Raw genomic sequence first — 13,446 nt, forward strand, 5'->3', positions numbered from 1 at the left:
TACGGCCTAGTGCGCGCGCGTGGTTCGTGATGCCTGCGACACCCACCGGCTGCGATGTTTTCCCGCAGGCCGGCCGCAGTTCACCCAATCGTGTCCATTCGAGCCGGTCCTGTTCGGACAGGCGCACGCCGGCCGACGCCGGGGTCACCTCCGGGTGACGGGCGGGGGACGGGCCGGGGACCGGGACCGGGGACGGGGACCGGACGGACGAGGCGGCGGTGCGCGCCGGGGTGTCCCCGCGCGTACCGCCGCCTCGTGGCCGGACCGGGTGTGCGACGAAGGGCTAGCGACCCTGGTTGGCCACGGCCTTGATCGCGTCCGCCGCCGCGTCCGGGTCGAGGTAGGTGCCGCCCGGGGTGACCGGCTTCAGCTCGTCGTCGAGGTCGTAGCGCAGCGGGATGCCGGTCGGGATGTTCAGGCCCGCGATGGCCTCGTCCGAGACGCCGTCGAGGTGCTTGACCAGGGCGCGCAGCGAGTTGCCGTGCGCGGCGACCAGGACGGTCCGGCCGGCGCGCAGGTCCGGGACGATGTCGGACTCCCAGTAGGGGATCATCCGCTTGACGACGTCCAGCAGGCACTCGGTGAGCGGCAGGTCGGGCCCGAGGCCCGCGTAGCGCGGGTCCGCGTCCTGGCTGAACTCGGAGCCGGGCTCGATGGGCGGCGGCGGGGTGTCGTACGAGCGGCGCCAGAGCATGAACTGCTCCTCGCCGAACTCCTCCAGCGTCTGCTTCTTGTTCTTGCCCTGGAGGGCGCCGTAGTGGCGCTCGTTGAGCCGCCAGTCGCGCTTCACGGGGATCCAGTGCCGGTCGGCGGCGTCGAGGGCGAGGTTCGCCGTGCCGATCGCGCGGCGCAGGAGGGACGTGTGCACCACCTCGGGCAGCACACCGGCCTCGCGCAGCAGCACTCCGCCGCGCTTCGCCTCGGTCACGCCCTTCTCCGACAGGGGGACGTCCACCCAGCCGGTGAACAGGTTCTCCGCGTTCCAGACGCTCTCGCCGTGGCGGAGCAGCACCAGGGTTCCGACAGACATGGCCGTCAGCCTGCCAGATGACGCGCGCCTGCTCACGACGGCGGTGGGTGTGACCTTGATCGGTGCAGCACCCGACGGGCCGGAGCCGGGGGCGCGGTGCGGCGGCCCGACTGATCCGCCGCACCGCTCACGGCGTCAGCCGCCGGCGCCGACGGGCACGCCGCCGCCGCCCAGCAGACCGCCGAGCAGACCTCCGGCCACCTGGCTCACGATCGGCACGCTGCCGAGGAGGGGCAGGCCGAGCTTCGGCTGCGCCTCCGAGGTCCTGCCGAGGGCCTCGACCGAGTGGGTCAGGTCCGTGCGGTCGCTGTCCGAGGCGTTGGCCGCGGGAGCCGCCAGCAGGACGGCCGCGGTCGCGCCGACGGCGACGGCGAGCTTTCCGAGCATGCGCATGCGTATCTCCATGATGTGGGCGGTTTTGCACCGGACATGGTTGTGGCAACCGCCCGTCCAGGCACCACCAAAACCCCCACAGTCACACCATCGAGCGGCAACCATCCACTACCGGGGGACGTCCACACGCCGAAGGCCCCGGCTCCGCGGGCGGATCGCGGGAGCCGGGGCCTTCGGGCGGACGTCCTAGGACGCCGCCTCGCGCGCCCGCAGGTCCTTGCGCAGGATCTTGCCCGCCGCCGACTTGGGGATCGCCTCGATGAACTCCACGACCCGCACCTTCTTGTGCGGCGAGACCTGGGCCGCCACGAAGGACATCACGCCCTCCGCGTCGAGCGACGCCCCCGGCTGGAGGACGACGAACGCCTTGGGCACCTCCTCGCCCTCCGCGTCGCGCACGCCCACCACGGCGGCGTCGGCGATGGACTCGTGGGTGAGCAGCAGCGCCTCCAGTTCGGCCGGCGGCACCTGGTAGCCCTTGTACTTGATCAGCTCCTTGACCCGGTCGACGATGCTGACCAGGCCGTTCTCGTCGATGACGGCGACGTCGCCGGTGTGCAGCCAGCCGTCGGCGTCGAGGGTGGCGGCGGTGGCCTCGGGGTTGTTCAGGTAGCCCTTCATGACGTTCGGGCCGCGGCACCACAGCTCGCCGCGCTCGCCCACGCCGACGTCCTCGCCGGTGGCCGGGTCGATGAACCGGCACTCCATGTTCGGCGCGATGACGCCCACCGTGCCGACGGAGATGTCGTCGCGGCTGTCCGGGATGGCGTGGCTGACCGGGCTCATCTCGGTCATGCCGTAGCCCTGCGAGACCCGGCAGTCCAGGCGCTTGGCGACCGCGGCGGCGAGGTCGACGTCCAGCGGCGCGGCGCCGGAGAAGATCGTGTCGATGCCGGACAGGTCGTACTGGTCCACCAGCGGGTGCTTCGCCAGCGCCACGGCGACCGGCGGGGCGATGTAGACGCGGTTGGTGCGGTGGTCCTGGATGACGCGCAGGAACTCCGGCAGGTCGAACTTCGGCAGCGTCACGACGGTCGCGCCCACGTACAGGCCGTTGTTCATCAGCACCTGCATGCCGTAGATGTGGAAGAACGGCAGCACGGCCAGGACCTTGGTGGTCTCGCCGACCTCCAGCATCGGCTGGCACTGGACGATGTTGGCGACCAGGTTGCGGTGCGTCAGCATCACGCCCTTGGCCCGGCCCGTGGTGCCCGACGAGTACGGCAGCACGGCGACGTCCTCGGCCGGGTCGATCGACACGACGGGCGTCGGCGCGGTCGTGCCCAGCAGGGACGTCAGGCTCGGGTAGCCCTCGGCGGCGTCGAGGACGACGACGTCGGAGACGCCCGCCTTCGTCGCGCCGGGCGCGGCGTTCGGCAACAGGGCCGAGACGGTGAACAGCATCCTCGCGCCCGCGTCGGACAGCTGGTGGGCGACCTCGTCCGCGGTGTAGAGGGCGTTGATCGTGGTGGCGGTCGCGCCGGCCCGCAGCACGCCGTGGAAGACGACCGCGTAGTACGGGGTGTTCGGGCTGAGGATGCCGACCACGTCCCCCTTGCCGATGCCGCGCTCGGCGAGGGCCGCGGCGAGGCGGTCGACCGCGCCGGCGAGCTGCGCGTAGGTCAGCGATGCCCCGGACGTGCCGTCGACCAGCGCGACCCGGTCGGCGCGCTCGCCGAGGTCGGCGAGCAACAGCTCGTGCAGCGAGACGTCCGGGACCTCGACGTCGGGGAACGGACTGCGGAAGACCATGCGGCTGCCTCATTCATCCAGGGGGCCGTGATCCCGCCATCGTGAGTCAAGCCACACCGGGGGTCAAGACACGCGCTGTGAAGGAGCCAGTGTTACTTAATCGCGCTAAGAACACTCGAACGGAGTAACGGAGCCTCTTGTGGGGATCGCCGCGAATCTGCCAAGTTGGCAGGGCTCCACGGGTCGGCTCCCACGCACTCCGACGACTCGTGCGGCAACCACCGCGGTTCGCAATCCCCCCGTCGAACCGCGGCCCGCTTGGAATCCCGGGCTCCCCCCCGCCCGGTTCCACCGCAGCGGGGACTGACGCGGGGCGGCTTGACTCGCGACTCCCCCTCTCTCCCAAGCCGCCCCGCGCTCCCCGCGCGGCCATGCCACTCTCAGTAGAATTTCCTTCAGGGAACGCCTAGCCGGCATCCCCCTGAAGGGTGACCACGCCCTTCCGGCGCCGGCGCCACCACAGGTAGCCGAAAGCGGGCACGCCGAGCACCACCGCGAACGGCAGCACCGCGCCCAGCACCACCAGCAGCCAGCCCACGGCGGTCACCAGCGCCCGCCAGCCGCCGCCGAGCGCGTCGAGGAAGCCGGGGTCCTCCGGCGCCGCGACGGGCGCGTCCCGCGACGTGATGGACACGGTCAGCGTGGACAGCGCGACCTGGCCCTTCAGCGCGTCGTACCGGCGCTGGAGCGACTCCAGCTCCGACTGCCGCTTGGTCAGCTCGGCCTCGATGCCGGTGATCTCCGAGGTCGACGTGGCCCGGTCGAGCAGGGCGCGCACCCGCTCGACGCTCGCCCGCTGGTTGGCCAGCCGCGCCTCGATGTCCACGACCTGCTCGGTGACGTCCTCGGTGCGCACCTCGCGGCGGGTCACCTCGACGCCGTCGAGCGCGGTGATCGACCCCAGCACCGCGTCGAGCTGGTCGCCGGGCACCTCCAGCGTCACCGAGGCGCGCTTGAGCTGGGCGTTCTCCTGCGACGTGAACCCGCCCGCGCCGAGCACCACGTCCTTCACGCGGGTCAGCGCGCCCTCGACGTCCTCCGCCCGCAGGTCGACGGCGGCGGTGCGCACGAGCTGTCGGTCGTCGACGGCGGGCTGCCCCTGCTGCGGCTGGTCCGGCTGCGACTGCCCCTGCTGAGACTTCTCCTGCTGTGGCTTCCCCTGCTGTGGCTTCTCCTGCTGGGTGCCCGCCTTGCCGTTGAGCAGACCCCCCTCGGGCGCCACGGCCGCCTGCTCCGGCACCCCGGCCGAGTCCGCCGCGCTCGTCGAGCCGCCGCCCGCGCTGCACCCCGCCAGCGCCAGCGCCGCCAGCGCGGTCAGCGCCCATCCCACCCGTCTGCCCATCTGCCCCTCCCGGTGTGAAAGCTCACCGGGTGGACGGTGCGGGGGCTCAGCCCAGTTGCGCCCGGGCGATCACGATTCGGACACCAGGTGCCGGAACGCCTGGAGGTTGGCCAGCGACTCGCCGCGCGACACCCGCCAGTCCCACTCCCGCTGGATGGCGCCCGCGAACCCGATCTCCAGCAGCGTGTTGAAGTCGCCGTCCGCGGCCTCCACCACCTGCCCCAGCACGCGGTCCAGCTCGTCCGCCGTCACGGCGTGGTGGGAGATCCGGCCGACCAGGTAGATGTCGCCGGTCGTGTCGATCGTGTAGTGCACGCCGTAGAGCTTCGCGTTGCGCCGCAGCAGGAACCGGTAGACCGCCTCGTGCGCCTCGTCCGGCTTGCGGCACACGAACGCCTCCACGACGAGCGCGTGCCTGCCCACCACGAGCCAGCAGTTGGTCTGGAGCTTCTTCGCGCCCGGCAGGGTGACGAAGAACCTCCCCGGCTCCTTGTGCTCGTAGCGCAACTCGCGGTCGTCCAGCGCGGACGTGATGACCTCGTCCAGGCTCGTCGTGGGGCTCAAGCGAAGACCTCCTCGCGGAACACGTCCCGGGCCTCTGCGTACCCGGCCAGGAGTGAATCAGTCGTCCGGTCCCAGGAGAACCGGCGGGCGTGGCCGACCGCGTGGCCCGCCAGCTCCTCCCGGCGACCGGGGTGCAGGGCCACGCCGGACAGCGCGCGCGCCCACCGGCCCGGGTCGTGCCCGTCGACCAGCACGCCGGACACGCCGTCGCGCACCGCCACCGGCAGCCCGCCGACGGCCGCCGCCACGACGGGCGTGCCGCACGCCTGCGCCTCCAGGGCGACCAGGCCGAACGACTCGTTGTGGCTGGGCACGGCCACCACGTCGGCCGCCCGGTACACCAGCGCCAGCGACGCCCCGGCCTGCGGCGGCAGGAACCGCACCACGTCGGACACGCCCAGCTCGGCGGCGAGGCGCACCAGCTCCTCGGGCGTCCTCATGCCCGAACCGGACGGCCCCCCGACCACCAGCACCACCAGCCGCGACCGCAGCGCCGGGTCGAGCGCCACCATCTCGGCGGCGGCGCGCACCAGCACGTCCGGCGCCTTCAGCGGCTGGATGCGGCCGACGAACGCGAGCACCACGGCGTCCCGCGGCAGACCGAGCGCGGCGCGGGCGGCGGCCGGGTCGCCGGGCGTGAACCGCTCCAGGTCCACACCGGGCGGCACGACCAGCACCTTGCCGGGGTCGGCGTCGTACAGCTTGACCAGCTCGGCCGCCTCCACGTCGGTGTTGGCGACCAGCCGGTCGGCCTCGGCGGCGACCTGCTCCTCGCCGATCACGCGCATCCGCGGCTCCGGGGAGTCGTCCTCGGCCAGCGCCAGGTTCTTCACCTTGGCCAGGGTGTGCGCGGTGTGCACCAGCGGCACCGCCCAGCGCTCCCGGGCGAGCCAGCCCACCTGCCCGGACAGCCAGTAGTGCGAGTGCACGACGTCGTAGTGGCCGGGTTCGTGCCGCGCCTCGGCCCGCAGCACGCCCGCGGTGAACGCGCACAGCTGACCGGGCAGCTCCTCCTTGCCCAGGCCCTCGAACGGCCCGGCGACGACGTGCCGCACCTTGACGCCGGGCGCCAGCTCGGCGACCGGCGGCAGGTCGGACGACGTGGCCCGGGTGAAGATCTCCACCTCGATGCCGCGCCGGGCCATGCGGGTGGCGGTCTGCACGATGTAGACGTTCATGCCGCCCGCGTCGCCCGTGCCGGGCTGCTCCAGCGGCGACGTGTGCACGGAGAGCACGGCCACCCGCTTCACCGGGCCACCTCCGCGGCGAAGCCCGCCAGGTCCGCGGCGAAGCGCTCGGGCCGCTCCAGGAACGGCGCGTGGCCGGTGCGTTCGTAGCGGCGCAAGTCGGCTCCGGGGATCAGGGCCGCCGCGTGCTCCCCGGCGGCGGGGTCGACCACCTCGTCGGCGGTGCCGTGCACCACCAGTGTCGGCCTGTCGAGGCCCTTCCACACGGCGGAGCCGTCCACGTCACGCCGGAACAGCTCGCGGCGCACCCGCGGCGGGACGCGCAGCGCCGTGCCGAGCAGGCGCTGCACCACCTCGCCCGGCAGGCCGGGGGCCTGGTCCCGGCAGAACCGCGCCAGCGCGGGCACGGCCACGTCGGGGTCGTCCGACAGCGCGTCCGGCAGGGCCCGGCGCATCACGGGCCCGGTCGCGCCGCCCGGCCGGTCCCGGCCCAGGTCGGTGATCGCGCCGACGAGGACCACCCCGGCCACCCGGTCCGCACCGCGCCGAGCCAGGTAGTCGGTGATCACCAGGCCGCCGTAGGACCACCCGACCAGCACCGCGGGCCGGCCTACGTGGTCGAGCACCGCCGCCAGGTCCGCGGCCCACACCGCAGGGTCGCGATAGCCGCCGTCGGGGACGTCGGACGAGCCGTGCCCGCGCAGGTCGACGGCGTACGTCCGCAGCGCCGGGTAGGCCGGCCACACCTCCCCGGACTGCGCCCAGCCGTGGACCAGCACCACCGCCGGGGCGGCCTCCGGTCCGGATTCGCGGACCGAGAGCCGCACGCCCTCGGCGCCGAGGAGAGTTGTCGCCACGACCTGTGCCAACAACCCCGCCGGCCGGGAGCTTCCCCGGGGAAAGCGAGCTCACACGAGAGGGCCCCGCCGGAGCGGGGCCCTCCACGCGGACCACCGCGTCACAGCGCCGATCTCACAGCGCCGATCTCAGAGCGCGGATCTCAGAGCGCGGATCTCAGAGCGCGGATCTCAGAGCGCCGACATGGTCTGCCACTGCGACCACGGGATCTGCCAGTCGTACCAGTCGAACTGCGCGGGCAGCGTCGTGATCGAGCCGGTGACCTCGACCGGGTCGCCCACCAGCGCGCTGTCGTAGTACGCCTTGGCGTCGGCCTCCAGCAGGTTCGCGCACCCGTGCGAGGTGTTGTTCGAGCCGATGTTCGCCGCGTTGTCGTTGTTCTCGTGGATGAACTCGCCGTGGTTGGAGAACCGGACGGCCCACTTCTTCAGCACGTTGGTGTAGCCGTAGCGCGGGTTGTCGAAGCTGAACTGCTCGAACTTCTGCATCACCACGAACGTGCCGTTGGGCGTGGTCAGCTCGGGGTCGTCGGGCTTGCCGAACGACGCCGGGTAGCTCGCCACAGTCTGCCCGTCCCGCTGCACGACGAGCTGGTGCGTCGGGTTGTCGATCTTCACGACCTGGTTGCGGCCGATGGTGAAGTCGCTGGTCACGTCCGCGCGACCGTACGCGCCGCCGCCGTAGGGGACGCCGTAGAGCTTCGCCTCGACCTTGATCTTCGTGTTCGCGGGCCAGTAGTTCTCCGGCCGGTAGTGCACCTCGCGGGGGTTGAGCCACGCCCAGCCGCCCCGCACGCCGGCCGAGTTGGTCACGGTGAGCGCCTTCTCGACGGTGGCCCGGTCGGCGACGTCCACGTCGAACTCGACCTTGATCGGCACGGCGACGCCCATCACGTCGTTGTCCCCGGGGAACAGCGTGGCGCGCACCTCGCTGGTCGGGGTGACCGTGGTGAACGTGCCCTTCAGCTCGACGGGCCTGCCGTCGGTGCCGGTGGCCCGCCCCGCGTAGGTGTAGCTCTTGCCGTACCCGAGCGCCTCGGTGGTCGTCCAGGACTTCCGGTCGTCCGCGACGGCGCCCGCGACGGCCTTGCCCTCGGGGTTGGTCAGCGTGACCTCGTCGATGGCGCCCTCGGTCACGGTGACCCGCACCGGGGTGTTCACCGGCGCGTCGACCGCACCGTCCGCGGGCGCGGTGGTGAACGTCGCGACGGGCGGGTTGTCGCCGCCCACCGGTTTCGCGGTGCCCTGCTCCACGTTCGCCGAGCAGCCGGCGAGCAGCGCCACGCCGGCCAGCAGTGCGGTCAATCTCCTGCGCACGATGCGACCTCCTGGTGGAAGGACGTCCGGCACGACCTTTCGGTGCAGGTGACCTGCGCCACACACCTAGGATCGGTGTCGTGAACCGTCCTATCGCAGTCGTGACCGGAGCCAGCGCGGGAATCGGTGAGGCCACCGCCCGCGCACTCGCCGCCGAGGGCTTCCACGTCGTGCTGGGCGCCCGGCGGCTGGACCTCCTCAAGGGTATCGCGGCGGAGGTGGACGGGACGGCGATCGAACTCGACGTCACGTCCGCTTCTTCCGTCGCGGCGTTCCTGGACGCCGTGCCGAAGGCGAAGGTGCTGGTCAACAACGCGGGCGGCGCGCGCGGCATGGCGAGCGTCGCCGACGCCGACGAGGACCACTGGCGCTGGATGTGGGAGACGAACGTCCTCGGCACGCTGCGCCTGACCAAGGGCCTGCTGCCGAAGCTGATCGACTCCGGCGACGGCCACATCGTCACCGTGACGTCGGTCGCCGCGTTCGAGGCGTACGACAACGGCTCCGGCTACACGTCGGCCAAGCACGCCCAGTCGGCGCTGCACCGCACCCTGCGCGGCGAGCTGCTGGGGCAGCCCGTGCGCGTCACCGAGGTCCTGCCCGGCATGGTCGAGACGGACTTCTCGGTGAACCGCTTCGACGGCGACACCACCCGCGCCGCCGCCGTCTACCAGGGCGTGGTGCCGCTGACCGCCGACGACGTGGCCGACGTCATCGCGTTCGCGGTGACCAGGCCGTCGCACGTCAACCTGGACCGGATCGAGCTCAAGCCCCGCGCCCAGGCGTCGGCGTCCCGCGTGCACCGGGGATGAGCAGGTCCACGTCGAGCTGGTCGAGCACCGGGCCGACGGGGTTGGCGAACCCCCGGTCCGGGCTCCCGCCGCAGTAGAGGCCCACGGCCAGGTTGGCGTCGTCCAGCAGCACGGCCCCGGAGTCGCCGTGGTCGGCGAACCGGGGCGTCTCGATCCGGATCTGGTCGCGCAGCGTCCGCACGCCGAGGCCGGCGCCGAAGTCCAGCGAGATCGCCGCGTCCGTGGAGGCGACCACGCCCACCGTGACGGCCGTCGTGCGCCCGCGCTTGCGCACCCGCTGCCCGACCACCGCCGTGCCGGGGCCCAGCACCGGCCCCAGCCCCACGACCTCCGGCCGCACCCGCGGCCTGGTCAGCATGATCGCGGCGGCGTCCACCCGGCTGGACAGCGCGGCCCGCGCCAGCGCACCCACCCGGTCGCGCAGGGGGTGCCCGCCGTCCACCCGGGACGGGTGCACCATCGGGTCGCCCACCGCCCACGCGTCGTCCACGCAGGCCACGTGGAACGCGGTCAGCGCCATCAGCCCCCGCCGCCGGCGCGGCACGACCAGCGCGCCCAGCGTGCCCGCGACGACGTAGTCGTCCACCACGGCCACGTCCGGTGGCACGAACCGGATCGCCCGGCTCGGCCCGATCCCGATGCCGCCCACCAGCGTCCCGTGCCGCTCCGCGCCGTTCACGCCCTCGGACGAGGCGACGGTGTGGTGCGGCGAGAACACGTCCTGCACCACGTCGGTGGGCACGCCCAGCACGTCCGGCGGGATGGTGAACTGGGCGGCGGGCCCCTTCCGCCGCACGTACACGACGATCGCCTGCTCACCCGTCGCCCGGCCGCCGACGACCTTCTCCCCGAGGTCGACGCCCACCACGCCCGGCCGGCTCAGGAAGTCGTCCTCGACCAGTCTCTTGATCGGCCTGACGGCCGCGCGCTCGTCGTCCCGGTAGGCCATGACGACCTCCAACAGGTGCCTCTACCTCCATGAAACGCGCGGAGTGAGGATTCGTCACACGGAGTCACCCGTTCGGCCGTCGATCCCGACGAGGGGTTCAGCCCAACCCGCAGCCCACCATCACCGGCTCGGGGTGGAGTTCCACGCCGAACGCGGTGCGCACGCCGTCGCGCACCTCGCGGGCGAGGTCGAGCAGGTCCTCGGTGGACGCGCCGCCGCGGTTGGTCAGCGCCAGCGTGTGCTTCGACGACAGCGCCACGCGGTGCCCGGCGTGGCCGCGCGTGAACCCGGCGCGCTCGATCAGCCACGCGGCCGACAGCTTGGCGAAGCCGGGACCCGCCGGGTAGGTCGGCACGTCGACGTGCGGGCCGAGGCGCTCGGCGATCCGGATCAGCACACCGGCCAGCGTGGAGTCGTCCAGCAGCGGGTTGGTGAAGAACGAGCCCGCGCTCCACGTGTCGTGGTCGGCCGGGTCGAGCACCATGCCCTTGCCGCGCCGCAGGTCGAGGACCGCCTCGCGGGCCGCGTCGACGGGCACCCGGTCGCCCTGCGCGACGCCCAGGACGCGGGCCAGCTCGGCGTAGCGGATCGGGGCGGACTGGCCGCCGGCGGTGAGGGCGAAGCGCGCGCGCAGCACGACGGCGCGATCGGTCCCCTTGAGGACGGACGTGCGGTAGGCGAGGCCGAGGCCGTCGGCGGGCATCTGCTGCACCCGGCCGGTGCGGCGGTCGAGCAGGTCGATCGAGGTCAGCACCTGGGAGATCTCCACGCCGTACGCGCCGACGTTCTGCACGGGCGTCGCGCCGACCAGGCCGGGGATGCCGGACAGGCACTCCAGACCGCCCAGGCCCTGCGCGACGGCCTCGGCGACGACCGAGTCCCAGTCCTCGCCCGCCTCGACGGTGAGCTGCACGAGGCCGTCGCCGAGCGGGTCGAGGCGGCGGCCGGACGTGCCGACCTGGACGGCGGTGCCCGCGAACCCGGCGTCGGCGACCACCAGGTTCGACCCGCCCCCCAGGAGCAGCACGGGATCACCGGCGGCGTCCAGGGCGCGGACGGTCTCGACGAGTTCGGCGGCTGTGGTGGCGCGCGTGAACCGCGCGGCCGGGCCACCGAGCCGTAGCGTGGTGCACTCGGCGAGCGGCACCCTGGCGCGCACCTGAGCACTGGACAGCGGGGTGGTCACGGGCGTCAACGGTAGCCTCCGCGACATGGCACGCCGCATCGAGCACCGAACGACGTCACCGCGCACCGCGGCGGAGGTGTACGCCGCGCTCGTGGACGAGGGCTACCTGCGTGACCGGCTGGCCGTCCTGGGCGGGCGGGACGCCGAGCTGGTCGCCTTCAGGAAGACCGGGCAGAGCACGACCTACCAGCTCAAGCAGGGTGTGGCGGCCGAGCACCTGCCGTCGTTCGCCCGCGGCGTGCTGGGCGGCGACCTGGTGATCACGCGCACCGAGACGTGGACCGCCGCCGGCCTCACCGGGACCATCGAGGGCGTGCTGGGCGGCGTGCCCGGCCGCCTGGAGGGCACGATCACGCTCACCGACACCGCCTCGGGGAGTGATCTGACCCTCACCGGCCAGGCGAAGGTCGGCATCCCGTTCGTGGGCGGCAAGGTCGAGGCGCTGATCGCCGAGCAGGTCGCCGTGCTGCTGGACAAGGAGAGCGGGTTCACCACCGAATGGCTCGCGCGCCACGCCTAGCCGCGGGCCGGGCCCGCGCGCTCGGCCTGCCCACCAGGGGGACGACCAACCCGAACCGCCTGCGCCGGGTCGACCGGTGGGTGGCGCACGCCCACCGCGACCTCCTCGCCGAGGGGGAACCGCTGGTGGTGGACCTCGGGTACGGCTCGTCCCCGGTCACCACGGTCGAACTGGCCGCGCGGCTGCGCGCGGTGAACCCGCGCGTGCGCGTGCTCGGGCTGGAGCTGGACGCCGATCGGGTCGCCGCGGGCAAGGAGGTCGCCGACCCGCCGGGGCTGGACTTCCGGCGCGGCGGGTTCGAGCTGGCCGGCGCCCGGCCGGTGCTGCTGCGCGCGTTCAACGTGCTGCGCCAGTACACCGAGGAGCAGGCGGCGGAGGCGTGGACCACGATGGTCGGCAGGCTCGCGCCGGGCGGGCTGCTGGTCGAGGGCACGTGCGACGAGATCGGCCGGCGCTGCTGCTGGGTGGCGCTGGACGCGGGCGGGCCGCGCACGTTCACCCTGTCCTGCCTGCCCGCCGACCTGGAGGCGCCGTCCGACCTGGCCGAACGGCTGCCGAAGGCGTTGATCCACCACAACGTGCCCGGCGAGCGGGTGCACGCGCTGCTGACCGAGCTGGACGCGTGCTGGGCCGCGGCCGCGCCGTTCGCGCCGTACGGGCCGCGCGCCCGCTGGGTCGAGGCGGTGCGGCTGTTCGCGGACCGCGGGTGGCCGGTGCTGGGCGACCGGCGGCGCCGGCGGCTGGGCGAGTTGACGGTGCCCTGGGAGGTCGTCAGTCCCTAGGGTGTGCGGTGTGGACCACGCGGACTTCGTGAAGCACCTGAGGATCGAGTACACCGCGCTGCGCGCCGCGGCCGAGGCCGCCGGGCCGGACGCCCCCGTGCCGACCTGCCCGGGGTGGACGGTCCGGGACCTGGTCGACCACCTGGGCCGCACGCACGCGTGGACGCTCAAGGCGTTGACGACCCCGCCGGACGGCCCGAGGCCGGACTTCCCCGAGCGCCCCACCGAGTGGCGCGAGCTGCTCGACTGGTGGACCGCGGCGGCCACCGAGATGGCCGACACCCTGGCCGGCACCACGTCGAACACACCCGCGTGGACGTTCGCGGGACCGGCCACGTTCGGCTTCTGGTCCCGCCGGCAGGCGCACGAGACCGCGATCCACCGCCTGGACGCCGAGCACGCGCTGCACGGCGACGGCGTGCCGTCCCTGCTGTTCGACGTGGAGTTCGCCGCCGACGGCGTGGACGAGCTGCTGGGCGTGGTCTCGCCGTACGTGTCCGGGCGCAAGCCGGTGGAGCGGGCCGGGCGCCTGCTGTTCCACGCCGCCGACGCCGGGCGCGCCTGGGAGGTGCGGCTCACGCCGGGCGAGCCGCCGGTCGTCGGCCCGGTCACCGACTCCGGCACGGACGAGGACGCCACCCTGGCCGGCACGGCCAATGCGCTGTACCGGGCCGTGTGGGGCCGGCCGAGCGGCGCCATCGCATCGGGTGACAGGTCGCTGCTGGATTCGCTGCCCAGACCGTAGATACTTCCCG

At 73.4% G+C, this 13,446-nt stretch carries 14 protein-coding genes; 4 read left to right on the forward strand and 10 right to left on the reverse strand.

Annotated elements, in window-relative coordinates:
• Positions 1-283: 283 nt before the first annotated feature.
• The 8 genes from J2S66_RS26885 to J2S66_RS26920 form a co-directional block, all read right to left on the reverse strand.
• On the reverse strand, positions 284-1,030 hold the full coding sequence (locus J2S66_RS26885) for a phosphoglyceromutase (RefSeq protein WP_306743796.1): 747 nt from the start codon (positions 1,028-1,030) through the stop codon (positions 284-286).
• Positions 1,031-1,165: 135 nt separating this feature from the next.
• Entirely contained in the window at positions 1,166-1,423 is a 258-nt protein-coding gene (locus J2S66_RS26890) for a hypothetical protein (protein WP_310310064.1), read from the reverse strand.
• A gap of 186 nt (positions 1,424-1,609) precedes the next feature.
• Positions 1,610-3,175 (reverse strand): 4-coumarate--CoA ligase family protein, encoded by a 1,566-nt coding sequence (locus J2S66_RS26895; protein ID WP_310310065.1) that lies wholly within the window; start codon positions 3,173-3,175, stop codon positions 1,610-1,612.
• A 406-nt stretch (positions 3,176-3,581) separates the two neighbouring features.
• The gene (locus J2S66_RS26900; protein ID WP_310310066.1) at positions 3,582-4,517 is read right to left on the reverse strand and encodes a DUF4349 domain-containing protein; all 936 of its coding nucleotides are present in this window, start codon (positions 4,515-4,517) and stop codon (positions 3,582-3,584) included.
• Positions 4,518-4,586: 69 nt separating this feature from the next.
• Positions 4,587-5,081, reverse strand: a complete 495-nt coding sequence (locus tag J2S66_RS26905; RefSeq protein ID WP_310310067.1) for a type III secretion system chaperone family protein — start codon at positions 5,079-5,081, stop codon at positions 4,587-4,589.
• On the reverse strand, positions 5,078-6,331 hold the full coding sequence (mshA, locus tag J2S66_RS26910; protein ID WP_310310068.1) for a D-inositol-3-phosphate glycosyltransferase: 1,254 nt from the start codon (positions 6,329-6,331) through the stop codon (positions 5,078-5,080). The genes J2S66_RS26905 and mshA overlap by 4 nt, the downstream gene beginning before the upstream one ends.
• On the reverse strand, positions 6,328-7,125 hold the full coding sequence (locus J2S66_RS26915) for an alpha/beta fold hydrolase (protein WP_310310069.1): 798 nt from the start codon (positions 7,123-7,125) through the stop codon (positions 6,328-6,330). The genes mshA and J2S66_RS26915 overlap by 4 nt, the downstream gene beginning before the upstream one ends.
• 171 nt (positions 7,126-7,296) lie before the next feature.
• Positions 7,297-8,442, reverse strand: coding sequence for a L,D-transpeptidase (locus J2S66_RS26920; RefSeq protein ID WP_310310070.1), 1,146 nt, complete (start codon positions 8,440-8,442; stop codon positions 7,297-7,299).
• An 80-nt stretch (positions 8,443-8,522) separates the two neighbouring features.
• Between J2S66_RS26920 and J2S66_RS26925 the strand changes: the two genes are divergently transcribed.
• Positions 8,523-9,254 carry an SDR family NAD(P)-dependent oxidoreductase gene (locus J2S66_RS26925; RefSeq protein WP_310310071.1) on the forward strand — a complete coding sequence of 244 codons (732 nt, stop codon included), beginning with the start codon at positions 8,523-8,525 and terminating at the stop codon, positions 9,252-9,254.
• Here J2S66_RS26925 and J2S66_RS26930 read toward each other — a convergent pair.
• Together J2S66_RS26930 and J2S66_RS26935 are read right to left on the reverse strand one after the other, a co-directional pair.
• Entirely contained in the window at positions 9,208-10,203 is a 996-nt protein-coding gene (locus tag J2S66_RS26930; RefSeq protein ID WP_310310072.1) for a chymotrypsin family serine protease, read from the reverse strand. The two genes, J2S66_RS26925 and J2S66_RS26930, sit on opposite strands and share 47 nt — an antisense overlap.
• 97 nt (positions 10,204-10,300) lie before the next feature.
• Complete coding sequence (locus J2S66_RS26935; RefSeq protein ID WP_310310073.1) at positions 10,301-11,428, reverse strand: UDP-N-acetylmuramate dehydrogenase; 1,128 nt, start codon at positions 11,426-11,428, stop codon at positions 10,301-10,303.
• Here J2S66_RS26935 and J2S66_RS26940 point away from each other — a divergent pair.
• From J2S66_RS26940 to J2S66_RS26950, 3 genes are read left to right on the forward strand one after another with little or no spacing between them, the layout of a single operon-like run.
• Positions 11,415-11,909, forward strand: a complete 495-nt coding sequence (locus J2S66_RS26940) for a DUF2505 domain-containing protein (RefSeq protein WP_310310074.1) — start codon at positions 11,415-11,417, stop codon at positions 11,907-11,909. The genes J2S66_RS26935 and J2S66_RS26940 overlap by 14 nt on opposite strands.
• Entirely contained in the window at positions 11,888-12,691 is an 804-nt protein-coding gene (locus J2S66_RS26945) for a class I SAM-dependent methyltransferase (RefSeq protein ID WP_310310075.1), read from the forward strand. Before J2S66_RS26940 ends, J2S66_RS26945 begins: the two co-directional genes overlap by 22 nt.
• 10 nt (positions 12,692-12,701) lie before the next feature.
• On the forward strand, positions 12,702-13,436 hold the full coding sequence (locus tag J2S66_RS26950) for a maleylpyruvate isomerase N-terminal domain-containing protein (protein ID WP_310310076.1): 735 nt from the start codon (positions 12,702-12,704) through the stop codon (positions 13,434-13,436).
• Positions 13,437-13,446: the final 10 nt, after the last annotated feature.

Origin of the sequence: Saccharothrix longispora (genome assembly GCF_031455225.1) — a bacterium.
GTDB classification, from domain to species: Bacteria; Actinomycetota; Actinomycetes; order Mycobacteriales; family Pseudonocardiaceae; genus Actinosynnema; species Actinosynnema longispora.